This window comes from Algoriphagus chordae, from assembly GCF_003254055.1.
Lineage (GTDB): Bacteria > Bacteroidota > Bacteroidia > Cytophagales > Cyclobacteriaceae > Algoriphagus > Algoriphagus chordae.
On sequence record NZ_QKZT01000017.1, the window covers coordinates 80,372 to 106,036 of the forward strand.

Genomic DNA, 25,665 nt, shown 5'->3' on the forward strand with positions numbered 1-25,665 from the left:
ATCATAATTATTATTCAAGCCAAGTTTCAGTAAATCCTTTCCTAGATTTTGTTATTTTCATGCTTAACTAACCACTAAACTTATGATTCTGAATTTTTCAAAAAGAGGTCTGGGCATTTTGATGATGTCATTTCTACTTTCCAATTTTTCTTTTGCACAGAAGAAAATGTCCCAAAAGCAAATAGATGCGCTCAAGCAGGAGGTAGCTCAGTTGGTCGAAGGAGAGGCTAAAATGAGTCAAGTAATGGTCGATAAGATATTTAGCTTTGCAGAGCTGGGATTTCAAGAAGTGGAATCTTCCAAGTACCTCACTGGGATTTTGGAGGAAAATGGTTTTGAAATCGAAATGGGTATTTCAGGGATTCCCACTGCCTGGATTGCAACATGGAAAAATGGGGAGGGACCCACTATCGCCCTAGGCTCTGATTTGGATGATATCCCAAAAGCCTCTCAGTATCCTGGAGTAGCTTATCACAAACCGATAGTGGAGGGAGCACCAGGTCATGGGGAAGGGCATAATGCTGGGATTCCGCTAAATATTACGGCGGCTCTGGCAGTGAAGAAAATCATGGAGCGAGAGAATATTGGAGGGACGCTGATTCTTTGGCCAGGGATAGCCGAGGAGTTGGTAGCAGCAAAAGCTTGGTACACGCGAGATGGGCTATTTGACGAGGTGGACATCTGTATTTTTACTCATGTAGCAAATAACTTAGCTGTGAGCTATGGGCAGGCCTCTGGTACTGGATTGATCTCAGTGGAATACACCTTTTCGGGAGAAGCGGCTCATGCGGCTGGAGCTCCTTGGAGAGGGAAAAGTGCCTTGGATGCAGCAGAATTGATGAATGTGGGATGGAATTATAGACGAGAGCATTTAGATCCTTTGAAGCGCTCACATTCGATTTTCACGGATGGGGGAGATCAGCCAAATGTAGTTCCTTCGAAAGCTTCAATCTGGTATTACTTCCGTGATGTGAAATACGAGGGAATCATGGAGATGTACGATATGGCAAATAAAATGGCAGAGGGAGCGGCTCTGATGACGGATACTGAAGTGACTTCGAAAATTTTGGGTACTGCTTGGCCTCGGCATTTCAATAAGACTATTGCAGAGAAAATGTATGCTAATATCTTGAAAGTGGGTTTGCCGACATGGTCAGATGCAGATCAGGACTTAGCGAAGGCCGTTCAGCAGGAAGTAGGGTCTGAAAAAGTTGACGGTTTGCCTACCAAATTGGATACGCTTGGACTTCCTGTGACTGAGCCTAGATCTGGCGGTTCGGATGATATTGGAGATGTTTCTTGGGTAGTTCCTACGGTGACCTTGAGGTTCCCATCCAATATCCCAGGGCTTCCAGGGCATCACTGGGCAAATGCCATAGCGATGGCGACTCCGATCGCGCATAAGGGAGTGACTGCTGGCGCAAAAGCAGAAGCGATGACAATTTTAGATTTTCTACTTCAGCCGGACTTGGTGGATGAGGCCTGGGATTATTTCAATAATGTGCAAAGCAAGGAGACTCAGTATAAGCCTATGCTGGGAGCAGAGGATGAAGCTCCTATATATTTGAATAAAAAGACACAGGATCAATTCCGACCTCAGCTGGAAAAATTTTACTACGATGAGACTAAGTTTGATACCTATCTGGAGCAGCTAGGGGTGAAGTATCCTACGATTAGAAAGGATTGATGATTTCAATATTGTAAGATTGAAAAATTGAGACAGCAAATCTTCCAATTTTCCAATCCTACAATTTTCCAATTCAAACCCTTACCTTTGCGCCATCATTCACCCAGCGGTTCAATTGCCCGCTTTATCAAAAATTCAGATGAATATGGATACGAAGGAGTTAGTAGCGAAGGGATTGGAGCTTCCGTTGATGGAAGCTTTTTACACAATACAAGGAGAAGGGAGATTTACAGGACATCCTGCTTATTTTATCCGGCTAGGTGGCTGTGATGTGGGTTGTGTCTGGTGTGATGTCAAGGAATCTTGGGAGGCTGGCAAGTGGCCAGTTCTTCCGATAGAGCAGCTAGTGGAGGACGCCCTAGCTTATCCGGGCAGATTGGTTGTGATCACAGGTGGCGAACCTTTGATGTATGATTTGGGGCCTTTGACGGCACTTTTGAAAGCAAAAGGATTCACGACTAATATCGAAACTTCAGGAGCTCATCCCTATTCAGGTGACTTTGATTGGGTATGTTTTTCTCCCAAGAAATTCAAGAAACCGCATCCCTCTATATATAAGGAGGCGGACGAACTGAAAGTAGTTGTATTTCACCAGAGTGATTTTGCCTTCGCAGAAGAGCATGCTGCCTTGGTAGATTCTAGTTGCGAACTACGTCTCCAGCCCGAGTGGAGCAAGGCGGAGAAGTTCACACCAGTGATCATTGATTTTGCAAAAAATCACCCAAAATGGAAAATTTCGCTTCAAACTCATAAATTTATGGACATACCTTAAGTCCATGCGCCCTGTATTAGTAGGAATTCTTCTTCTTTTCACCATTTCTTTTGCCAATGCGCAGAGCTATTCTGTCATTGATGGCAAGGCAATTAAAATGTATCAGGAAGGAGAAGAGCTGACACTCTCTCGGCAATATGATGCGGCAATTGCAAAATATCAGGAGGCAATTAAGCGAGAAGGGTCATTTTTGGAAGCCTACATCAAACTAGCCCAGCTTCAAATCACTCAAGGTAAATTGGAAGATGCTGAAAAAACGGCTATTGCTGGTAAGTCAAGACTGGGAGGAAAGAATTCGACTAAGCAACACCGTGCAGATATTGGGTGGGTATTTATTAATCTATATTTAAAGGAAGGGAAGTTTCAAGAGGCCTTTGATGAATTTGCAGCCACCGAACCTTTGTTTGACACCTCCTTTAGGCAATCTCGCTATTATCAGGAGATGAAGGATCAGATGGAGTTTTTGGATACTCAATTGGGGAACTTCAAGCCTATTGAGAAGGAAAAATTACCAGAACCGCTCAATGAGTTCCAGCTTCAGTATTTCCCTGTATTGACTGCAGATGGGGAGCAGATACTTTTTACCAAGCGAGATGGTACTGGCAATAATGACAAGGAAGATATCTTCATGGCATTTGTGTCTCCTGAAGGAAACTGGTCCAAGCCTCAGAGCATCGCCCAGACGATAAATTCCCCTTATAATGAAGGTACCTGCTCCGTCACCGCTGATGGCAATATTTTGATTTATACCTCTTGTGATGCGCCAGATTCAGAGGGTAGTTGTGACTTATATATTGCCTATAAAGTAAATGGGATGTGGCAGCGTCCACGTAATATGGGGAAAAATGTTAATTCAAGGTCCTGGGATTCCCAACCCTCACTTTCTGCTGATGGGAGAATATTATTCTTTTCTTCCAATAGGAAAGGAGGTTTTGGAGGAAATGATATATGGTACAGTATCATGCAAAATGATGCTACATGGTCGGAGGCAAAAAACCTAGGAGATATAGTGAATACGCCTAAAGATGAGATTTCACCCTTTATGTTTTTCAATAATGAAATCCTGTTTTTCTCCTCCAATGGCCATCCAGGTTTTGGGGGGATGGATATCCAATTATCCAAAGTGGTGGATGGTGAATTTACGAAACCTGAAAATCTTGGCTTTCCTATAAATGATCAATTGGATCAAGTAGCATTATTTATAACTGCTCAAAAAGACTATGCTTATTTTACAGAATTGACTACTTCTGAAAAAGAAAATGATCGCTCCTTATTATATAGATTTAAATTTCCGAATGAAATATCATTAGGTGAAAACTTAACTGTAACAGAAGGTAAAGTACTCAATTCCAAAACGGGGGAGCCTATAGATGCTACCTTATCGCTGGTGTCATTGACCAATGATAGCACGCTTTACAAGTTCAAAGCAGATGGGAAAACCGGTGAGTTCACTATGTTGTATCCAGACCAGGCTATCTCAGGTTTATACGTGGAGAAAAAAGGTTTTCTTCCCAAGATCTACAATGTGGAAAGAGATAAAATCAAGAACGTTAAGGATTTGAAGGTGGAATTGGTTCCAGTCGCTGCAGGTGAAGAATTTGTTTTTGAAAATGTGTTTTTTGAATTTGATCAATATGACTTGAAATCCGAGTCGATTTCGTCGCTCAGGAGGCTAGTAAAATTTTTGAATGAAAACCCAAATGTTAACATTTTGGTCACAGGCCATACGGATAATGTGGGGGGAGCAAGTTATAATCAGAATCTGAGTTTGCAGCGGGCAAAAAGCGTCCAGGAATATCTGATGAGCAATGGCTTTCATGAGGGCAGAGTGATGGTGGAAGGCAAGGGGGATAATGAGCCTATGGTCCCCAACAGTAATGCTCAAAATCAAGCCTTAAACCGAAGGATAACTATAAAGGTTTTATAGAAAGTAATAATTGCTATCTCATTATTAATAAGTTTTCATCAAACAACAACTACTAATAACGTCTTTTTTTTATTCAATTAGTTTTAGCTGTTCTTCTTTTTTTCCAATTCAGATTTTAATTCTCTTGAAGGTCCATTATTTGCAATAATAGCATTAGTTTTTTGCCATTGAATAATTTAAATTTTGTTAATAAGGCATATTTAGAAATTTAAGTTTTTGTTCGAGCCTTTCAGCTCACATTAACCCCATATAAGCCTTTTTAAGAAAAAATTAACTTTTGTTAACATTGGATTAACAAAATAAAAGGTTTGAAAATCGGGATGATTTTAGAAGGCTCCCAATTTTAATTTTGTAAATGTGTAGATAGATAGATTTTTGTTCACCTATGGTCTAGCTCTGATAGGTAAATTTATAACCCGCTGTTTTGCGATATTGAATCAATAAGAATATCATTGGGCATAATATAAACCAAATCATATTACTTATGAAGAAAATTTTACTCCTAGGGCTTTCGCTTTTCCTAGTAAGTGCTGTGGCATTTGCACAGGGGCGTAAAGTAACCGGAATAGTAACTTCTGGCGAAGATGGTGAGCCTATCCCAGGCGCAACTGTATTAGTCAAAGGTACTAGCGTAGGTGCTGCCACAGACATTGATGGCAAGTACTCATTGACAATCCCTACTGAAGGGTCAGTGTTAGTGTTTAGTTTCATTGGAACTAATACACAAGAGATCCAAATTGGACAACAATCTGTAATCGACGTTGTATTACAACCAGATGTACAGAGTTTGAGTGAAGTCGTGATCACAGGTGCGGCGGGTATCGAATCTAGAAGAGTGGAAATGGGTTACAATGCTACAAGTATTGAGACTCGTGATGTAGCTCAAGGACGTGCAGCTAACGTAGCGGCAGGTTTGACTGGTAAAGTAGCCGGTCTACAGATCAATACAACAGGTTCGGGTGTAAACCCTAATGTACGTGTTATATTGAGAGGTAGCCGTTCTTTGACTGGTGACAACGAAGCCTTGATCGTAGTGGATAACGTAATTGTTCCTAATACTATTTTAGGTAACCTTAACCCACAGGATATTCAAGAGATCACTGTATTGAATGGTGCTAACGCTGCCGCTCTTTATGGTTCTGCTGCATCCAATGGTGCCTTGATCATCGTAACTAAAAAAGGTAAATCAGGTGTTGCTAGAGTGACAGTAGGTCACACAGTAAATCTTGAGAAAGTGAGTTTCTACCCAGAAATTCAAGATCAATTTGGATCAGGTTATGCAGGTGGTTACCCTCACGTATATGTACCTTATGAGAATCAGCAGTACGGACCAAGGTTCGACGGATCTATGGTAGAGATAGGTAAGCCATTGGAAGATGGTTCTATTCAGACTGTACCTTATTCTAATACTGGTTCTAAAAATGGTTTTTGGGAAACAGGTTTAACTAACCAGACTGACCTTTCTGTCTCTGGTGGTGATGAGAATTCTACGAACTTCTTCTCTGCTCAATATCTGAATAATGACGGTACTACGCCAGGTGATAACTATACTAGAGCATCTGTAAGATTCAATAGTACAAGAAAATTCGGTGATAAGTTAGCCTTGAACGTGTCTACAAACTATGTTCAGAACAGATATGACATCACTACTGCTACTGGTAGTATGTACGATCAAATTCTTCAAACACCAGCTCATATCCCATTGACCAGCTATAAAGACTGGAAAAATGATCCATTTGCTAATCCAAATGGATACTATAATGAGTATTATGATAACCCTTATTTCCAAGCTGACAATAGTCGTCAGAAGTCAGGAAATGATTACATCGTAGGTAACGTAGAATTGAAATACAAGCCACTTACTTGGATGGACTTCACTTACCGTGTAGGTATTTCCAATAGAAGTTATGCTAATAAGAACACTACTGGTAAATTTACCTTTACTGATTACACTAAGGAGATTTCAGCTGCAAAGACTGACATCGCTGGTGGAGTATCAGACGGATCTGGCTATAGCAATCAGCTTATCTCCGATTTCTTGGTTAATTTGAAAAAACCAGTTGGTGATAACTTGTTCTTCAACTTATTGCTTGGTAATCAATTGAGAAAAAATCAATCCAAGAACGTAAACGTAAGTGCAAACGGTCTTGTAATACCAGGCCTTTATAACGTATCAAACAGAGTAGGTGAAGCTGGAGCAAGTGAAGGTAATTATGAGTCTAGCCAAGTCGGTGTATTTGGACAGTTCAAAATGGCCTACAAAGATTACTTGTTCGTAGAATTGACAGGAAGAAATGACTGGGTTTCTACTCTTTCTAAAGAGAACAGATCTTTCTTCTATCCTGCTGCAAACGTTTCTTTTGTAGCATCTGAAGCTTTCCCAACATTGAAAGGAAACTTCTTCTCTCAATTGAAGCTAAGAGGTGGTATATCTCAGGTAGGTCAAGTTAACTTAGGTCCATACCAGTTAGATCCAACTTTCAGTCCTTCAGCGGGATTCCCTTACGGTGGCCTTTCAGGTTATTCTTTGGACAACCGTCTAGTTGCAGCTGATCTTGAGCCAGAGATTACAACATCTTTCGAATTTGGTACAGATTTCATCTTGTTTGACGGTAAAATCAACGGTGCGTTCACTTACTACAAATCAGAAACTGAAAATCAAACAATTGCTACTGGAGTATCTTCTTCTACAGGTTTCTCATCTTACTTGCAGAATACTGGTATCGTAGCAAACAAAGGTTTGGAGACTATGTTGAATGTTACAGCATTCTCTAGAAACAACTTCCAAATCAATGTAGGTGCTAACTACACATTCAATGATAACTATGTAGTAGAGATCGCTGATGACTTGAATAGATTAGCAATTTCCTCTGGTGGCAATGCGCAAGTATATGCAGTAGAGGGAGAAACTTATCCATTGTTGATTGGTTCTGTTTATAAGAGAGATGACCAAGGAAGAATCATCGTAGATGCTCAGTCTGGTTATCCAAGTGTCGCTGAAGAGCAAGTAACTCTTGGTAACACTGTTCCTAAGCATAGACTAGGTGTGAATGCTGAGTTCTTGTACAAAGGCTTTAGACTATATGCTCTTGCAGAATATAGAGGTGGATATAGCATTTATTACAGTGGAGGTGGATCATTCGACTTCTCTGGATCAGGTATTACTACAGCTTATTTCAACAGAGAGCGTTTTGTTGTTCCAAACTCTTCTTATGAAGATCCTGAAAACCCAGGTAGCTATATTGAGAACACTAACATAACAGTAACTGACGGTGGTGCAGGATTCTTTACGGATGGATCATTTAGAAGAAACGTTGCTGAAAATTACCTAATTGATGGTGATTACTGGAAATTGAGAGAAGTTGCTATTTCTTATGACTTCCCAGCTAGCCTAATGTCTAGAATTGGTTTTATCCAAGGTGCTACTATTACAGCTCAAGGAAGAAACTTGTTGATCTTCACGCCGAAATCAAATATTTACACGGATCCTGATTTCAACTTCTCTGATGGAAATGCGGTAGGTATTGTAACCTTATCGAATACACCTCCAACAAGATTCTTCGGTGGTTCTATCTCATTAACATTTTAATTAGATTGAAATGAAAAATATATTAAGAATATTTATACTCGCTTCTTTTATCTCCCTCACATCTTGTGAGTCATTTCTAGGAGATAATGTGAACCCAAATTCGGCGACATCAGCTACGCCCGAATTGGTATTGCCAAATGCCTTGACAAATACTGGTAACTTGCTATTGTCTTACCATGCTAGTGCTATGTGGATCAATGGCTACACTGTCAATGCTGGTGGATATGGCGGATGGGGTGCGACTGTTACTTATAACATGACCACAACATCTTACAATGGACTTTGGGCTTCTACTTATGATGATTTGATCAACTATCAATACATCGAAGAGACTACTGCTGAAGATCCTAGCTTAGCTTACTTCAATGCTGTAGCTAAAACAATGAAGGCATTTGATTATGCTATGTTAGTTGACGTGTTCGGAGATGTTCCTTACAGCGAAGGCCTTAAAGGAGCAGAGAATGTAACTCCTGCCTACGATAGCCAAACTGTAGTATATCAGGACTTGGTAGAGCAATTGACTGCTGCTATCGATATCTTTACTACTGCTACAGGTGCTAATGGTCTTGGTTCTGCTGACGTAATGTTTGGCGGTAACATCACTAGATGGGCTCAATTTGCTAATACCTTAAAGCTTAGAATGCTTTTGAAAATGGCATCATCTTCCGAGACTAGTTCTTTTGCTGCAACTCAGTTTGCTGCAATGAATACTTCTGTAGGCTTCTTGTCAGTAGATGCAACAGTTAATCCTGGTTATATCGCAACTGATGGAAAACAAAATCCATTATGGCAAAGATATCACTCTAACGCTGCTGGTTCCCTTTCTGGATCAGGTAGATCTGCTATCCCAAGTATCTTTACCTATGGTTTCTATGATGGAACCAAAATCCTAGATACTGGAAGAGGTGCTGCTACTTACCGTAGCTTTAACAGTAATACTCCAGTTGGTCAGCTAGGAAACTTGGTAGACAATCCAGCAGCACTTGCTAGTCAGACAGCTTGGTTTGTAGGATCAGGTAGTGGAGCTAGTGCAACTGCTACAAATGGTCTTCTTAAAGGAAGAACTGCAGATTTCCCAATCTTACTTGCTTCTGAGTCTTACTTGCTACAAGCAGAGGCTTACTTGATGGGTTACCTTTCTGGTGATGATCAGGATGCATTCGAAAATGGGATTTACGCTTCTTTCAGATATTTGCATGAAGATATGACAGGTGCTATTATTGCTAATAATGGAGATGATTATGATCTTAATGATGGTTATGAGCTTTATATGGAAGAGAATCCAAGCAATTACTTGGTGAATTATTCACTAGCTAGCTCTACTGAGGAAAAGTTGGAAGCGATTATTACTCAAAAATATGTTGCTTTGAACTTTGTCAATGGACATGAGTCTTGGGCTGATTTCAGAAGAACTGGATATCCTAAGATTGTAAATGGTTCTGCAGATCCTAAATTGAGCTTTGCGTCTATATTATCTTCTTCTCCAAGAGCTGATAAGTTGCCAATTAGATACCTATATGCTTCTTCTGAATTTCAATTGAACCCTGAAAACGTTCCTACTGGAATTGATCAGTTTTCAAGCTTGATTTTCTGGCAAGCCCAATAATCCTTAATTAATAGAAATAGATATGAAAAATATATTAAATAGAATTGGACTATTCGGTGTTGCAGCGCTAACACTGACGTCTTGTTTGGACGAGGATCCCTTGTTCGATCCGGACAAAACTACTGGCATTATTGAGCTAGTAGAGCAGGCTCCATTAGTATCGGTAGGAAGTATTTATCCTTTGAATAAGCTTACTTTTGAATCTGTTCCATCGGATGTTATCGAAGTGATTGTTCAGTATTCAGGAGCTTATGATGCTCCAGAAGATATTGAAGTTACTGTAGAGGTTTCTCCATCTGATTTGCCAGCCTATAATGAAGATCAAGGTCTTTCTGGTGGTGATGAATACGTAATGTTAGATTCAGATAGCTATTCCCTACCAGGTGGTGGTAATTCTGTAACTGTTACTATTCCAAAAGGTGAAAAGAGGGTTGTTATTAATGTGGATGTTATACCAGAAAATTTCGGTTTTGATGCTAACTACGCACTTCCATTGAAGATCTCTTCTGCATCTAGCGGAGTAGTAAGTGGAAACTTCTCTCACATGATTTATGCAGTTATTCCTAACAATCAGTGGGCTGGTGATTATGACCATACCTATTCTGGTTCTCTAGGTTCTGGAACTAACACAGTTCATATGTCAACTATTGGAGAGTTCAGAACTACTTCCAATTTGATTGGTGTTTATTCTAACCAGACTATCATTGAGATTGATCCAGTGAATAATTACGCAAGTGTTATCTCTGTTTCAGGTCTAGGAAATGCAACAAACTATCCTGAAAACTACTGGGATCCTGCTACGAAAACTATACATGTAAAGTATGATGTTGGTTCTCGTACCATGACTGAGACTTATGTTAAAAAATAAGCGAAAAGCTATTGTCTTATAGGCAATGATCTAAAGCCATTCCGATTTTTCGGGATGGCTTTTTTCGTTAACATCTGTTCTTTTTTGAGTATTGATTTGCGATGAATTCCATATTCCGCATCCCCCCCACTGGGAGTAGAATGGGATTGATTTATACAAAGGCGTTGACTAGGTGTGAGTTTGTAACTACACCTTACTATCAATACAAATTTGTAATTTGCTACTTTTGGAAAACATCATTTTATGGGAGAGGCCTACCAGATAAGAGATCAAGAAATGCCATATTTTCTTACTTTTCAAGTTGTGGGTTGGGCAGATGTATTTAGCAGGAAAGTTTATCGAGACTATGTTCTGGAAAATCTTACTTATTGCCGGAATGAGAAACGCTTGTATTTATATGGGTATATAATTATGAGCAATCCTATCGATATGGTAGTACAGCACAAAGCTGGCAAACTGTCGGACTGGGTCCGGGATTTTAAGAAGTTCATAAGTAAGAAGTTGTTGAAAATGATCCTGGAGAATCCTCAGGAAAGCAGACGAGAATGGCTGAATGTGATTTTTGAGGATCATGCGAAATTCAACAAGCGATCAGGTTCCCTGCAGTTTTGGACCCACGATAATCATGCGATAGAATTGTATCGGCCTGGAATGATTGAAAGTAGGATGAAGTATATTCATGAGAATCCAGTTAGGGCAGGAATTGTCGAAAATGCCGAAGACTACCTATATTGATAAAGGTTTCTAAGCCAATTGCAAATTGGTTTGGATATTAGGGTGAAGTTGCAATCTTCACCCAGTCCCGACGATGATTTGACTACACCCAGACGGGGGGACAAAAACCACGTTTGGAACTACGACGAAGCTTTCGGCACCAGCGGCAGTTATAACTCGTGATGGTTCAGGAGGAAGTCACGGTACAACTATAGGCAATGCTGTACGATTGAACTATGGAAGACCAAAAGGAACTACTTCGCATGAGATTTTGCATACTTTAGGTCTTCCATATAATGGTTACAAAAGTGGAGGATTGCTGAATAGTCCACCATCTCCAATAATATTGCCTGAAGCACGCAAAGCGTTGAATATATCATACAATAAGGATGAAAAATAGAGTTTCAATTTTGTTGGTAATGATCTTTTGTACCACTAATGTGATTGCACAAAAGGTAAATAATACTTTTTTAATACTTTGTTTTGAGGAAGATTTCAAGGTTTCCCAACATGAAACAAAAGAGTATTATTGGATAGTGTCAACTGAATCTTTGGAGACTAAAAATATAGATTTGGCCAAATTGTTTATGTCCGACTTTTCAAGTGATAATTTGATTGATTGTTGCTCTGGACAGGCTATCGACCCTTTTTTGGATTTTGATAAAACGGATTACAGCTTTGAGGATGGTTATTTGAATTCCTTAGTTTATTTCGAGAATATTGTAAGGAGCCATAGGGAGAAACTTCAAACAATTAAAATCAAATGGAGTAATGGACAATCAAAAACAGTGTCAATTTATGGTACAGTTGTTAAAGGCTCCTTCTGTATCTCAAATTATCATAAAGTAGGTAGAGAAAGAACAGGTTATTCAGGTAAAGTTGCATTGCCCTATTCTAGTTTTGAGGTGGTTGATGACTTTTGGACTCCAAATGGAGATCAATTTCGATCCATAGATTTTTCTCAATTTAATTATTCAATCATACCTTAATGAAGGTAGCCTATTGATTATATATTTCTATATCAGCAAATCACCAGATACGAAGTTGAGGGCCGAGCGTGAAGAAACAGTCCGGTGGACTGTTTTTGCGAGGAGCCAGGCTGCGGGTTGCGTCCTTTCCAAAAATGCGGCAAACCAGCATGAAGTTCTGGAAGAGGAGATGTATATTTCCAAGGACGGATATATGGAGACCTTTGTGCCCCGATAGCTATCGGGGGAAACTTCAGAGGATGTCAGGCCTGCCTGCCGGAAGGCAGGTTTGACAATATGATGGTGATGAGCACCACTCCGGTGATCGTACAGGAGACCCATTATGACCCTTGGGGATTGGAACTTACTGGACTGGGATATCAGTATGGAGGGATCAAGGTGAACAAGTATCTCTATCAGGGCAAAGAGATAATGGATGACCAAAACCTCAATATTTATGATTTTGAAGCCCGTGGATATGATCCTGTTATTGGACGTACCTGGCAATTGGATCCGCATGGAGAAAATTATTTAAAATGGTCACCTTATAGTTGGACTGGAGATAATCCTGTTTTAAATATTGATCCTGATGGTATGGATTGGTTTGTAAGTAACTATAATGGTGTCTTAATAAATATTCAAGGACAATCTGATTTTAAATTCACAAGTCTTCAAGAAGAGTATGGGAATGAAATTGCCAATTTCATTTATAATTTAGGTGGTGGAGCAAGTAATGATAGTTGGGAGAATTTTGGAGCTGATGATATGTTTGATTCTGAGGAAAATCAAATAAGTGGTGACCTTAATTCTTTAACTTTAATGACTGAAGAAGCTAGTAATCAATTTATGCTTGATAATGGGTATCATAAAGCTTTAAAGCAGCAAGTTTCAGAACTTGATATAACTTATCAAGAGTCTGTTGGGATCCCAAAAGCCGAAGTCATGTATGGTGGCAACAAGAAAATTTTAGATAGTAGAGTGACATATTCAAAATTGGATGATTTTGGGAAATTTATCAAAAGCACTGAGGAAACTAAATCATTCATGATGAAGATGGTAAGAACCAATTATACTCAGATTATTCCATATAGTATGCGAAGAAAATTAGGAAGTAATATATTTTCGAAAGAAAGTTTAGATTGGGAAAATCTGGGAGTTAATTTCTATACTGAAATATTGCTTCCGTTAATGAAAAAAAGAAAATAGTATGAGAAATACAGGTATTCTTTTATTCTCTTTAATGCTATTAAGCTGCGAAAGGAAAGTTGATTTGATGTTTCCAAAAGAAATCGACTATTTTAATGAGAGTTTTGTAAATTTTTTTCCTGAAAAAGTTCCATTATCGTATTCAAAATTGATTGTTTCCCAAGATATAACTCATTCTCATCCTCATGTATGGTTGAAGTTTTATGAGGGAAAGGAAGAAATATCAAGACTTACGTTGGAATTGGAGAAGAAAGCCAAAGCCACTTATGTTTCAGAAGATACTTGTATATTATCAATTGATAAACATTTGAATAGTCAAAACTGGTTTAGATTTGATAAAAATTCAAGGACTAAAACTGAAAAAGACTTCAGTTTTAATCTTTGCAGTAAGGGTAATTTTCCTGTACCTAATTTTTTTGAAGAAGGTTGGGGAGGCACTGATAGCGGATTGACAGGGTTGGAAGGTTATATTTTGTATGTTATTGATGCAAAAAGTGGATTATTTATGGATTCTACCAAGCTTCCAAATGGAAGATTTACCCCAGAGGGATGGAAACATGGCTATTCTAAGGGAGTCGCAATTAATTCAAGACTAGGAATAGTTATTTATTGGGCCGATATATGGTGAAAGGAAAAAAATTCTTAGTGTAAGTAACACAGCCTCTTTTACTTCCCCCCCCCCCCTCTGGATGTAGATAAAACATGGTTTGGACTAGGTGTAGTCCGCGACAATTGTCGGGAGTATCTACACCTTTTTATATAGTAGTATTTGTAATTCAAAAAGTGAAAAGAGGATATAAACAATCAGATAAATAACTTTTAAATGAAAGGTCTAAATGTATTTGTTTTGACAAATCTGCTATGAAAAAAGTGTTCATTTTTGTAATTAGTTTAATGCTCTCATCTTATTTTTTGAAAGCTCAAAACCTGCCAAGTAGCTTGAATTCAAATCTTCCTAAGCCTTCGATTTCAAATTCAATTTCTGCTCTAACCTCCAAACCTCAAATCCCCTACCTGGAAGAACTCAGACAGATCCAGTCACTGAAGAAATCTTATGATTCGCTTAGGAAGGAACTCGTAGAGCTGAAAGAGATCACCGCTGACAGTACCCAGCGTGATAGCCTCTTTACCCTTGCAAAAGAAAGAAGCAAGGCAGTGCTGGAAAAGGAAAGTAAAACTCTTGAAAGCCTTATTGATTCTGAAGATATCCCAGGAGAAGAAGTCAAGAATGCTGCAAAAAATACACTGGATCGGGTGAATGATTCCAAAGCAAGGTTGGAGGATATCAGGCAAGTTGATGAGCTGGAATCACTCATAGATCAGAATAACGAAAATCTCAAGGCGCTAACCAATGAATGGCTCATGCCAAAACTGGAGGCCCAAATCTCAGGTGTCGTGAAAGATGGGCTTGATCCAAGTAGCGCCGAACTCCCAGACTTCTACGGCAAAGATGCGCTGGCAGAACTGACTAAAAATGGATTGCCTTCAGAAGTGCCTTTTAATCAGGCCAAGGAACTTGCAAGCGAGAAAGCGGGACATATCAGCGAAGATTACATTCAAAAGGCAGGAAAGGATTTTTCCAAGTTGAAAGTTGATTCCTTGGGAAATATAAAGACTATTCCTTCTGAGTTGAATAAGAAAAAGGAAGCCTTTTTTGAAACCAACCAACTCAAAGCAGAGCATTTTTTTCACCGAATTGGAGTGAATCTATGGTATGATCCGCTGACTTCCTTCGGCGAAGGGCTTTTATTGGACGCAGGACTATTTTATTCCTTCTCCCAGCAGTTGTCCCTGATGGGAGGAGTTACGTGGAAAAAGCAGTTTGACGATTCCGAAAAACTGAGAAGAGAAGGGTTCGGTGTATTTACTGGACTACGCTTCAGTAAGGGGAATTGGTTTGCTCAAGGTACAGTAAACCGCAATCAGGTGACCATCACCAATCCTGCAGGCTATGAATCAAGGGATTTTGAAGGAAATGCTTGGGCTTCTAGTTTCGCCGTGGGAAGAACCATCCCCATGGGTAAAGTAATCCGCTCTGTAGTGATGGGTTCCATAGACCCATTTTTCAATGAAAAGTCAAGTCTGTACAAAAGCAGGGTTCAGCTCAAGATCGGATTTGAGATCGGTTCCTTTAAGAATCTCAAAAAGGAAGTCAAGGAAATGATTCCGATGGAAGAATTAAAGAAGAAAGGGGACGAGCAAGTGGAGTATTATTTGAAAGAGATTGGGGATTAGAATATAGTAATTATTGATACACGAAAACGGCAACATAGTGGAGCATTACGAATACAACTACGCCAACGGAAACTGATTTTTTGACCATGAGACATTATTATATCCCTGCTTTATTCCTGTTTTTGGTTACCGCCTCAGTAACGCTTGCGCAGACCACGGAGAACTTTGTAAAAACGTATAAAGCTAGGACAGCCACTTCTTCCATCACTTCGGTAACAGGAGGAACTTCCAGCCACTCCTACAAGAATTTCACCTATCTGGACGGGCTGGGAAGGCCGAAGCAGACAGTGGGCAAAGCATCGACCATCAGCGGCAAGGACCTGATCACACCGATTGAGTACGATGATTATGGCCGTCAGAAGAAAGAGTACCTACCTTATTATGAAACTGGAGGTATTCAGGATGGAAGGTTCAGAGGTAGTGCAATTACAGACCATACAGGAAGGACCTCTGCGATCTATGGGAGCAGTTACGGCTATTCCCAAACTCTTTTTGAACCTTCGCCACTGAACCGTGTGGACAAACAAGCAGCGCCTGGAAGTTCCTGGCACTTGGGGACAGGCAAAGAAATCAAGTTTGAGAGGAGACCCAACACATCAGCCGATGAGGTGAAAATATGGACCTTGGATTCCAACGGGCTCCCGGTAACTTCCTCATCCTATCCCTCCAATGAACTTTGGGTTGAAATTACCAAGGACGAGGATGATATCCAGACAGTCCAATTTACCGATAAGCTTGGTCGGGTAATCCTGAAAAAAACAGAGGGCTGCGTAACGCCGGTTACTGACGGTCACTCGGGATGGCTGAGTACATATTATGTATATGATGACCTGGGGCAGCTGCGGGTGGTACTTCCCCCCTTGGCGATTGACCTGTTTGAGGTAAACGATGCCTGGTCCATATCGGCGGATTCTGACCTGGCCTTTGAGCAGTATTTTCTTTATACCTATGACAGTAGGGGAAGGATGATTGAAAAGAAGGTTCCCGGAAAGGGAGTGGAATATATTCTCTATGATGCCCAGGATCGTCCGGTAGGCATGCAGGATAGTATTATGCGCACCAGTAACAAATGGTTGTATACCAGATATGATGCCTTGGGCAGGGTGCTTTCCACGGGCCTAGTCAGTAAAAGTCAGAATTTTCCCACACTTCAGAGCGCGCTGAACACAGCCGGGTCCAACAATGCCTCAATGGTCAATGGAACAGTTACAAATGGCTGGCCCAATGAAGAAGGGGACTTACTGACGGTGAATTATTACGACTCCTATGCAGCCCTTACAGGCTACAGCTATCAGCCAAATACAGGTTTTGATGCACAGGCGAGCACCCGAGTACACGGGCTTCAGACTGGGATGAAAGTTAAAAACCTGGAAACAGGGGCATTTTACAAAACAGTATTGTATTACGACAACAAAGGGCAGGTAATCCAGTCAATATCCGAACACCAACTGGGAGGGGAAATCCGAACTTCCACCAAGTACAATTTTGAAGGTCAACCTACCCTCAGCCTGACTTCGAGTACGAATGCGGGAGTGGAAGATATCATGCGGGCTTACAATTATAATGTGATCGGGCAATTGGATTATATTGACCATACGGTAAATGGTATGACCAGAAGGATCGTGCAGAACACCTACAATGACCTAGGGCAATTGGAAGTAAAATCCTTTCCAAAAATAACTTCGGGCAACCAGACTTATACCTACAACATCAGAGGCTGGTTGAAGACGCTTGGAAGCTCGCTGCCCGATGGTTATACCCAGACCAATTACTATCAGGAAAGCGGAGCCACGGCTCCCCGATATAACGGAAATATCTCCAGAATAAGTTGGGGTGGAAAGGCAGGGACATCCGGGACCTTTAAAACCAGGACGTACAACTATACCTATGACCATGCGAACAGGCTGAAGGCGGCCAACTATTCGGCAAGCAGTGAGTCAAACTGGTTTACGATGAACGGGATCACCTACGATGCGAACGGCAACATCTACTCGATGATCCGGAGAAACCAAAGGGCAAGTGGAGCCTATAATGTGGTGGATGATCTGGAGTATATATACCAGGGATATGGCAACCGACTCTCGCAGGTGAAGGACAATAATGCCGCATTGACTTATACAGCCAGTGACTTTAAGGATCGGGACAGTACCGTATACCTGTATGATGGAAATGGTAATATGACCAGTAATTCGGATAAGCAGATCAGCCAGATTACCTATAATCATCTCAATCTCCCACAGGAAATCACTTTTACAACTGGGGCAAAACTAGAGTTCGCCTATGATGCTGTAGGCAACAAACTGACCCAGAAGGTGTACAACAGCAGCGGAACCCTGACCAAGACACAGGACTATATCGGGGAGATCGTGCTGCTGGACGGAGCACTGGATTACCTGATCCATGAAGAGGGTAGGCTAGTCGCAGAGCCAGATGGACTCTATGGAGAATACTATCTGAAGGATCATCTGGGCAATATTCGTCAAGTACTGCGGGAATCAGAAAGCCAGACCTTTATGGCGACGATGGAAACCCAAAATGCACAGGCTGAGGAACAACAGTTCTCCATGATGATAGAATCCAGACAGACCGAGCCGGAGCACAATGTCACGACGGGAGGGAACAAAGTGGCCTGGCTGAATGCCAACAGAGGCAGAATGGTAGGTCCGGGACGTACCCAGGAAATCTATGCGGGAGACAGTCTAAAGCTTCAGGTACACGGCAAATACCTGGAAGACAAAAACCAGAAAGCAAACGCCGCAAGCTTTATGGCAGCAGGAGGCAAGGAAAGACTGGTGGCAGACCTGAACGAACTGGCATTAAGCAACCAGCGCGCTGGCGGGGCCAACCCGATAGCTTTACTGAACCTTGCTGATATCCTGGCCAAGGATCTGCTGAAGAAGACAACACCTGAGGCCTATCTGATGTATGCACTATATGATCAGGACAGCAATAGGTACGAGGTGGGCAAGAGAGTGCTGACCAAAAATGCGGCCAACCAACATGAGGTATTGGAGGAGGAGATGTATATTTCCAGGGACGGATATACGCCACGGCGCACAGGTATGAAAACCTTTGTGCCCCGATAGCTATCGGGGGAAACTTCAGAGGATGTCTGGTTTGACAATATGATGGTGATGAGTGTGAGTTCTGTGATCGTACAGGAAACACACTACGATCCCTGGGGCTTGGAACTGACAGGATTGGGATATGTTTACGGAGGGATCAAGGAGAATAAATGGAAATTTCAAGGTCAAGAATCAATTGATGAATTTGAATTAAACTGGAGCTCTTTTAAATGGAGGAATCATCAACCAGAAATTGGTCGATTCTTTAATGTTGATCCATTAGCTGATAAATTTGTACATAATAGTCCATATGCGTTTAGTGAAAATAAAGTAACCTCCCATGTCGAATTAGAAGGTCTAGAAGCTGTTTCAATTCAAGCAGAAGGTCGAGGGATTATACCTGTGGTAGGTAATTTAAGTTTAACTGCAAGTGCTTCCTATGGATTAGCGGTAGGTACTAGACGAGAAAAAGATGGTATTTACGCAGTTCAATATGTGTCTGGATCATTAGGCCCTGCAGCGGGTATGGGTTTAGCAGGGGGAATTGGGACATATCTTAATAGTGGTGACTTAGAAGATCTGGAGGGTGTGAGTTTCGGAGTTGGAGGATTTTTAGGATCAACACCTACAGGTTTACTTGGAGGCTCATTTGAGCTAAATTCAACTGCTGACGGAAAGCAATTGGGTGGCCTAATTCCTTTTGCTTCTCCTGGTGGGGCTATAGGAGGAGGGGTTTGGGCGGAAGGCTCTGTAACCAAATTTATAGGTGCTCCGGTAAATCTGTCTAATATGTCAGATGAAATAATGGGAGGATTAGCGGAAAGCCTTGGTGTTACTGTGGAACAATTGGGAGGGTTTATTAATAAAGCAAGTGAATATATTAATAACCAACAATCACAAATACCTTCCGATAGGGAGATGAGAGAGGAAATAAATAGAATTGGATTGGTACCTAATGATGCGACGAATTTAAATTTAATTAGAAGAGAAAAAATTAATTAGATTAAGAATGATGCTAGTATTTAAGTTTATAATATGTTTTATAGTTTTTCATATTTTATTAACGATTTTGTATCGATATTATATTTATATATTATCTATAAATCATAATATTCGATTTAAAAAAAATCAATTTTTTTTACTTTGAAATTAGAAGAAATTGAAGAAAATATAACAAATGAAAAAGATAGTTCTACTGCCTTTTTTGCATTAAAAAAATTATTAATTGTTCATGTTGTTTTATCAATTATGGGAAAGGTAATATTAGGGGTTGTGGCCCTACTAATAGGTTTGTTTATATTCTCTAGTTTGAATTAGAGATTGTCGTGTTTACTCCACTGCGTTTAGATAAACTATATTGGGACTAGATGTGGATTGTATCTAAACCTATTTATATAGTTGATTTTGTATTTCAAAAAGTGAAAAGAGAATTTATAAACTATCATATAAATAACTTTCAAATTGGCTTTTAAATGAAGGGTATAAATGTAATTGGTTTGCCAAATCAGCTATGAGGAAAGAATTCATTTTTGTAATTAGTTTGATACTTTCATCCTGTTTGTTGAAAGCTCAAAACTTGCCTAGCAACTTGAGTTCAAAGCTTCCTAAGCCTTCGATTTCGAATTCTCTTTCTGCTCTACCCTCTAAACCAGAAATCCCGTTCCTTGAAGAACTCAAGCAGATCCAGTCACTGAAGAAATCCTATGATTCGCTTCGGAAAGAACTCAAAAACCTGAAGGAAATCACCGCTGACAGTACCCAGCGTGACAGCCTCTTTACACTGGCAAAAGAAAGAAGTAAAGCCCTGCTGGAACAGGAAAGCAAAACCCTGGAAAGCCTAATTGAAAGCGAAGAAATTCCAGGAGAAGAAATCAAGAATGCCACCAAAAACACGCTGGATAGGGTAAAAGATTCCAAAGCAAGGTTGGAGAATATCAGGCAAGTTGATGAGCTGGAATCACTCATAGATCAGAATAATGAAAATCTCAAGGCACTTACCAATGAATGGCTCATGCCCAAGCTGGAAGAACAGCTTACAGGTGTGGTGAAAGAAGGGGTTGATCCCAGAAATGCACAGCTCCCGGACTTCTACGGAAAGGGTGCCCTGGCAGAGCTAACCAAAAAAGGCCTGCCTTCAGAAATTCCCTTTGATAAAGCAAAAGAGCTTGCAACCGGGAAGGCCGGACATATCAGTGAAGAATACATTCAAAAGGCGGGAAAGGAATTTTCCAAATTGAAGGTTGATTCACTTGGGAATATCAAGACTATTTCATCTGACCTGAATAAGAAAAAGGCAGACTTCTTCGAAACAAACCAACTATCGGGACAACCTTTTTTTCACCGTGTTGGCATGATGGGCTGGTATGATCCGCTGACTTCCTTTGGCGAAGGGTTGAAGTTGGATTATGGGCTTTCCTATTCCTTTTCCCAGCAGTTATCCATTTTGGGAGGGGTTTCTTGGAAAAAACAGTTTGATGCCGATGAACAACTCAGAAGAGAAGGGTTCGGTGTATTTACCGGCTTACGATTCAGTAAAGGGAATTGGTTTGCTCAGGGCACAGTAAACCGGAATCAGGTTACCATCACCAATCCAGCTGGCTATGAGTACAGGGATTTTGATGGGAAAGCCTGGGCTTCCAACTTCGCAATCGGAAGAACCATCCCGATGGGTAAGGTAATCCGCTCTGTAGTGATGGGTTCCATAGACCCATTTTTCAATGAAAAGTCAAGTCTGTACAAAAGCAGGGTTCAGCTCAAGATCGGATTTGAGATCGGTTCCTTTAAGAATCTCAAAAAGGAAGTCAAGGAAATGATTCCGATGGAAGAATTAAAGAAGAAAGGGGACGAGCAAGTGGAGTATTATTTGAAAGAGATTGGGGATTAGAATATAGTAATTATTGATACACGAAAACGGCAACATAGTGGAGCATTACGAATACAACTACGCCAACGGAAACTGATTTTTTGACCATGAGACATTATTATATCCCTGCTTTATTCCTGTTTTTGGTTACAGCCTCAGCAACGCTTGCCCAGACTACGGAGAACTTTGTCAAAACCTATAAGGCCCGTACTGCCACTACATTAGTGACTACCGTCACAGGGGGAACTTCCAGCGACTCCTACAAGAATTTCACCTATCTGGACGGGCTGGGCAGGCCGAAGCAGACAGTGGGCAAAGCATCGACCATCAGCGGCAAGGACCTGATCACACCGATTGAGTACGATGATTTTGGCCGTCAGGAGAAAGAGTACCTACCTTATTATGAAACTGGAGGTATTCAGGATGGAAGGTTCAGAGGTAGTGCAATTACAGACCATGCGGGCAGGACCTCTACGATCTATGGGAGCAGTTACGGCTACACACAAATGGATTTCGAGCCCTCTCCGCTGAATCGGGTGGATAAGCAGGCCGCCCCGGGTTCAGCCTGGTATCTTGGTTCTGGCAAGGAAGTCAAGTTTGAGAGGAGACCCAACACATCAGCCGATGAGGTGAAAATATGGACCTTGGATTCCAACGGGCTCCCGGTAACTTCCTCATCCTATCCTGCCAATGAACTCTGGGTTGAAATTACCAAGGACGAGGACGATATCCAGACCGTGCAGTTCACCGATAAACTGGGGCGTGTGATTCTGAAAAAAACTGAAGGCTGTGTTACTCCTGTCTCTGATGGGCATTCTGGTTGGCTGAGCACGTATTATGTGTATGATGACCTGGGGCAGCTGCGGGTGGTACTTCCCCCCTTGGCGATTGACCTGTTTGAGGTAAACGATGTCTGGTCCATGTCTTCTGACACTGAGTTGGCTTATGAGCAGTATTTTGTATATACCTATGACGGCAGGGGCAGGATGAGCAAAAAGAAGGTGCCGGGTAAAGGAGTGGAATATATTCTCTATGATCCACAGGACCGTCCGGTGGGGATTCAGGATAGTGTTATGCGTATAAGTAACAAATGGCTTTATACCAGATATGATGCTTTGGGCAGGGTGCTTTCCACAGGACTGGTCACAAAAACTGGCCAGAACTTGGATGCCCTTCAGGTAGCACTGAACACAGCTGGGTCCAACAACGCTTCCCTGGTTAATGGTACTGTTACAAATGGCTGGCCCAATGAAGAAGGGGAGCTGCTGACTGTGAATTATTACGATTCCTATGCAGCCCTTACCGGCTACAGCTATCAGGTAAATACAGGTTTTGATGCACAGGCGAGCACCCGGATACACGGGCTTCAGACCGGCATGAAAGTTAAAAACCTGGAGACTGGGGAGTATTATACTTCGGCGATGTTTTACGACAACAAAGGGCAGGTAATCCAGTCAATTTCCGAACACCAACTGGGAGGGGAAATCCGAACTTCCACCAAGTACAATTTTGAAGGTCAACCTACCCTCACCCTGACTTCGAGTACGAATACGGGAGTAGACGATATCAAACGGACGTATGTCTACAATGTAATTGGCCAGCTGGCCTATATCGAGCACACGGTGGACGGGACGACCAGAAGGATCGTGCAGAACACCTACAATGACCTAGGGCAATTGGAAGTAAAATCCTTTCCAAAAATAGCTTCAGGTAACCAGACCTACACTTATAATATCCGAGGTTGGCTGAAGACGCTTGGCAGTGGATTACCAAATGGCTATACCCAGACGAATTATTACCAGGAGAGTGGAGCGACCAATCCCCGGTATAATGGGAATATCTCCAGAATAAGCTGGGGTGGGAAGGCAGGTTCCGGCGGAACCTTTAAAACAAGGACTTACAACTATACCTATGACAATGCGAACAGGCTGAAGGCGGCCACCTATTCGGCAAGCAGTGAGTCAAACTGGTTTACGATGAACGGGATCACCTACGATGCGAACGGCAACATCTACTCGATGATCCGGAGAAACCAAAGGGCAAGCGGATCTTATAATGTGGTGGATGATCTGGAGTACGAGTACGGCCGGTTCAGCAACCGTCTATCCCAGGTAAAGGACAACAATCTAAGTACAGGTTATACTGCAAAAGACTTTGTAGAGTCAGGTTCAGAAGAGTACGGCTACGATGATAACGGGAATATGACGGCCAACGTGGACAAGGAAATTACCCTGATCACCTATAACCATCTCAATCTGCCCCAGGAGATCACCTTTGAGAGTGGGGCGCAACTTCGTTTTGCCTACGATGCTGTAGGAAACAAACTGACCCAGAAGGTGTACAACAGCAGCGGTGTGCTGACCAAGACGCAGGATTACATCGGGGAGATCGTGCTGCTTGACGGAGCACTGGATTACCTGATCCATGGGGTGGGCAGGCTAGTCGCAGAGCCAGATGGACTCTATGGAGAATACTATCTGAAGGATCATCTGGGCAATATTCGTCAAGTACTGCGGGAATCAGAAAGCCAGACCTTTATGGCGACGATGGAGACCCAAAACTCCCAGGCCGAAGAAATCCAGTTTTCGATGGTATCCGAATCCAGACAGACCGAACCGGAACACAATGTCACGACGGGCGGGAACAAAGTGGCCTGGCTGAATGCCAACAGAGGCAGAATGGTTGGACCAGGGAGAGCTCAGCCCATCTATGCGGGAGACAGCCTGAAACTGCAGGTGCACGGCAAATACCTAGAGGACAAAGAACAGAAACCCAATGCGGGTAGCTTTGCCACAGTAGGCGGAACGGAAAGACTGGTGGCCGACCTGAACGAGCTAACACTGAGCAACCAGCGGGCAGGTGGTGCAAACCCGATCGCCTTACTAAACCTAGCCGATATCCTGGCCAAGGACCTGCAAAAGAGAGAAGCCCCAGAGGCTTACCTGATGTATGCATTGTATGATCAGGACAGCAACCGATATGAAGTAGGTAAGAAAGTGCTGACCAGAAATGCAGCCAATCAACATGAAGTGTTGGAGGAGAATATGTATATTTCCAGAGACGGATATACGCCACGGCGCACAGGTATGAAAACCTTTGTGCCCCGATAGCTATCGGGGGAAACTTCAGAGGATGTCAGGCCTGCCTGCCGGAAGGCAGGTTTGACAATATGATGGTGATGAGCACCACCCCGGTGATCGTACAGGAAACACACTTTGACCCTTGGGGCTTGGAACTGACAGGGCTTGGGTATCAGTATGAAGGTATCAAGGCGAACAAATACCTCTATCAAGGTAAAGAGATGATGGATGACCAAAATCTCAATATTTATGACTTCCATGCCCGAGGTTATGATCCGGTGGTAGGGAGAACTTTGCAAATCGATCCGGGAAGTGAATCGTATTATCCAAATTCTCCTTACTCATGGGTAATGAACAATCCACTTAAGTTTGTCGATCCATCAGGAATGTTTGCTGATTACTATGATAGTGATGGAAATCATTTAGGAAATGATGGAGAAGACGATGACAAAGTCTATGTAACTAGCAGTGTCACTAAAAATGAGGATGGTATAGTAACAAGTTCGGAAGGTGCATTGGATTTGGGTATTACACATACCGAATTTAGGAAACAAGCATCTACTGTTTATGGAGAAAGTTCAGCCTTTAAGATGAATTCTGTTACAGATGATTTGAAAAAAGAAATGTTTGCGATTGCTTCAGTTCATCAAATAAATAGCTTGGCTTTTGGAGCGAAATCAAAAAAGGCAAATGAGTACTTAGGAATGACACCGTCTCAAATTAATAATAGTAAGTTTAAAACAACTGCTAATGCTGCTGTAATTAATGCCCTAACAGGTGGCGTTGATTATAGTTTTGGAGCTTCAATGTGGGATGGTCAAGAACAAGGAATTTTTCCTGCAAGTAATAATGATAGAAGCGTTTTACATAATGGTCAGAGTTTCGAATTACATATGAATACAATGGGGTGGAATATTTCAGATTCTCACTTTGAAACTTGGAAGGCAAATGTTGGTTCTGCTTTTCAGGCTCCACAACAAAAAGCAGCACCGGCAAATTTTGGCAATTATCAGAACAAAGGTTTGATGAGGCTGCAATCGACAGCAGTATATGGGGGAACTATATTTTGGAAGATTAAATAAAAG

General features: G+C 41.6%; 17 protein-coding genes. All 17 read left to right on the plus strand.

Translation table 11 applies throughout. From position 1 onward, the window contains the following. Window positions 1-82 precede the first annotated feature (82 nt). The 17 genes from LV85_RS16980 to LV85_RS17060 all read left to right on the plus strand — a co-directional run bounded on the left by LV85_RS16980 (window position 83) and on the right by LV85_RS17060 (window position 25,662). On the plus strand, window positions 83-1,687 hold the full coding sequence (locus tag LV85_RS16980) for an amidohydrolase (protein ID WP_111321625.1): 1,605 nt from the start codon (window positions 83-85) through the stop codon (window positions 1,685-1,687). Between the two features lie 145 nt (window positions 1,688-1,832). After that, the gene (locus tag LV85_RS16985) at window positions 1,833-2,459 is read left to right on the plus strand and encodes a 7-carboxy-7-deazaguanine synthase QueE (protein ID WP_111321627.1); all 627 of its coding nucleotides are present in this window, start codon (window positions 1,833-1,835) and stop codon (window positions 2,457-2,459) included. 4 nt (window positions 2,460-2,463) lie between these two features. Continuing rightward, a complete protein-coding gene (locus tag LV85_RS16990) occupies window positions 2,464-4,386 on the plus strand; it encodes an OmpA family protein (protein ID WP_111321629.1) in 1,923 nt (640 codons plus the stop codon). Window positions 4,387-4,870: 484 nt separating this feature from the next. Next, on the plus strand, window positions 4,871-7,975 hold the full coding sequence (locus LV85_RS16995; RefSeq protein ID WP_111321631.1) for a SusC/RagA family TonB-linked outer membrane protein: 3,105 nt from the start codon (window positions 4,871-4,873) through the stop codon (window positions 7,973-7,975). A 10-nt stretch (window positions 7,976-7,985) separates the two neighbouring features. Beyond that, a complete protein-coding gene (locus LV85_RS17000) occupies window positions 7,986-9,581 on the plus strand; it encodes a SusD/RagB family nutrient-binding outer membrane lipoprotein (RefSeq protein WP_111321633.1) in 1,596 nt (531 codons plus the stop codon). Window positions 9,582-9,603: 22 nt separating this feature from the next. Then, the gene (locus LV85_RS17005) at window positions 9,604-10,449 is read left to right on the plus strand and encodes a DUF1735 domain-containing protein (protein ID WP_111321635.1); all 846 of its coding nucleotides are present in this window, start codon (window positions 9,604-9,606) and stop codon (window positions 10,447-10,449) included. A 243-nt stretch (window positions 10,450-10,692) separates the two neighbouring features. Next, complete coding sequence (locus tag LV85_RS17010; RefSeq protein ID WP_111321637.1) at window positions 10,693-11,184, plus strand: transposase; 492 nt, start codon at window positions 10,693-10,695, stop codon at window positions 11,182-11,184. A gap of 368 nt (window positions 11,185-11,552) precedes the next feature. After that, the gene (locus tag LV85_RS17015; RefSeq protein ID WP_146260493.1) at window positions 11,553-12,152 is read left to right on the plus strand and encodes a hypothetical protein; all 600 of its coding nucleotides are present in this window, start codon (window positions 11,553-11,555) and stop codon (window positions 12,150-12,152) included. A gap of 285 nt (window positions 12,153-12,437) precedes the next feature. Then, window positions 12,438-13,337, plus strand: a complete 900-nt coding sequence (locus LV85_RS17025; RefSeq protein ID WP_158531199.1) for an RHS repeat domain-containing protein — start codon at window positions 12,438-12,440, stop codon at window positions 13,335-13,337. Window position 13,338: 1 nt separating this feature from the next. After that, entirely contained in the window at window positions 13,339-13,965 is a 627-nt protein-coding gene (locus LV85_RS17030) for a hypothetical protein (protein WP_146260494.1), read from the plus strand. 233 nt (window positions 13,966-14,198) lie between these two features. Further along, entirely contained in the window at window positions 14,199-15,572 is a 1,374-nt protein-coding gene (locus LV85_RS17035) for a hypothetical protein (protein ID WP_111321647.1), read from the plus strand. Window positions 15,573-15,658: 86 nt separating this feature from the next. Further along, window positions 15,659-18,658 carry a DUF6443 domain-containing protein gene (locus LV85_RS22340; protein ID WP_111321649.1) on the plus strand — a complete coding sequence of 1,000 codons (3,000 nt, stop codon included), beginning with the start codon at window positions 15,659-15,661 and terminating at the stop codon, window positions 18,656-18,658. A gap of 99 nt (window positions 18,659-18,757) precedes the next feature. Then, on the plus strand, window positions 18,758-19,639 hold the full coding sequence (locus tag LV85_RS17045) for a hypothetical protein (protein ID WP_146260495.1): 882 nt from the start codon (window positions 18,758-18,760) through the stop codon (window positions 19,637-19,639). A gap of 141 nt (window positions 19,640-19,780) precedes the next feature. Beyond that, a complete protein-coding gene (locus LV85_RS22095) occupies window positions 19,781-19,954 on the plus strand; it encodes a hypothetical protein (RefSeq protein ID WP_158531200.1) in 174 nt (57 codons plus the stop codon). A gap of 193 nt (window positions 19,955-20,147) precedes the next feature. Next, the gene (locus tag LV85_RS17050; RefSeq protein WP_111321653.1) at window positions 20,148-21,521 is read left to right on the plus strand and encodes a coiled-coil domain-containing protein; all 1,374 of its coding nucleotides are present in this window, start codon (window positions 20,148-20,150) and stop codon (window positions 21,519-21,521) included. Between the two features lie 86 nt (window positions 21,522-21,607). Further along, window positions 21,608-24,610 carry a DUF6443 domain-containing protein gene (locus tag LV85_RS17055; RefSeq protein ID WP_111321655.1) on the plus strand — a complete coding sequence of 1,001 codons (3,003 nt, stop codon included), beginning with the start codon at window positions 21,608-21,610 and terminating at the stop codon, window positions 24,608-24,610. Between the two features lie 68 nt (window positions 24,611-24,678). After that, complete coding sequence (locus LV85_RS17060; RefSeq protein WP_158531201.1) at window positions 24,679-25,662, plus strand: RHS repeat domain-containing protein; 984 nt, start codon at window positions 24,679-24,681, stop codon at window positions 25,660-25,662. Window positions 25,663-25,665: the final 3 nt, after the last annotated feature.

Excerpts from the sequence above, each read along its gene's own strand:
- LV85_RS17055 (WP_111321655.1), top strand. The coding sequence starts at position 21,608 with ATGAGACATTATTATATCCCTGCTTTATTCCTGTTTTTGGTTACAGCC.
- LV85_RS17025 (WP_158531199.1), top strand. The coding sequence starts at position 12,438 with ATGAGCACCACTCCGGTGATCGTACAGGAGACCCATTATGACCCTTGG.
- LV85_RS17030 (WP_146260494.1), top strand. The coding sequence starts at position 13,339 with ATGAGAAATACAGGTATTCTTTTATTCTCTTTAATGCTATTAAGCTGC.
- LV85_RS17015 (WP_146260493.1), top strand. The coding sequence starts at position 11,553 with ATGAAAAATAGAGTTTCAATTTTGTTGGTAATGATCTTTTGTACCACT.
- LV85_RS16980 (WP_111321625.1), top strand. The coding sequence starts at position 83 with ATGATTCTGAATTTTTCAAAAAGAGGTCTGGGCATTTTGATGATGTCA.
- LV85_RS17050 (WP_111321653.1), top strand. The coding sequence starts at position 20,148 with ATGAGGAAAGAATTCATTTTTGTAATTAGTTTGATACTTTCATCCTGT.
- LV85_RS16995 (WP_111321631.1), top strand. The coding sequence starts at position 4,871 with ATGAAGAAAATTTTACTCCTAGGGCTTTCGCTTTTCCTAGTAAGTGCT.
- LV85_RS22340 (WP_111321649.1), top strand. The coding sequence starts at position 15,659 with ATGAGACATTATTATATCCCTGCTTTATTCCTGTTTTTGGTTACCGCC.
- LV85_RS16985 (WP_111321627.1), top strand. The coding sequence starts at position 1,833 with ATGGATACGAAGGAGTTAGTAGCGAAGGGATTGGAGCTTCCGTTGATG.
- LV85_RS16990 (WP_111321629.1), top strand. The coding sequence starts at position 2,464 with ATGCGCCCTGTATTAGTAGGAATTCTTCTTCTTTTCACCATTTCTTTT.
- LV85_RS17000 (WP_111321633.1), top strand. The coding sequence starts at position 7,986 with ATGAAAAATATATTAAGAATATTTATACTCGCTTCTTTTATCTCCCTC.
- LV85_RS17060 (WP_158531201.1), top strand. The coding sequence starts at position 24,679 with ATGAGCACCACCCCGGTGATCGTACAGGAAACACACTTTGACCCTTGG.
- LV85_RS17005 (WP_111321635.1), top strand. The coding sequence starts at position 9,604 with ATGAAAAATATATTAAATAGAATTGGACTATTCGGTGTTGCAGCGCTA.
- LV85_RS17010 (WP_111321637.1), top strand. The coding sequence starts at position 10,693 with ATGGGAGAGGCCTACCAGATAAGAGATCAAGAAATGCCATATTTTCTT.
- LV85_RS17035 (WP_111321647.1), top strand. The coding sequence starts at position 14,199 with ATGAAAAAAGTGTTCATTTTTGTAATTAGTTTAATGCTCTCATCTTAT.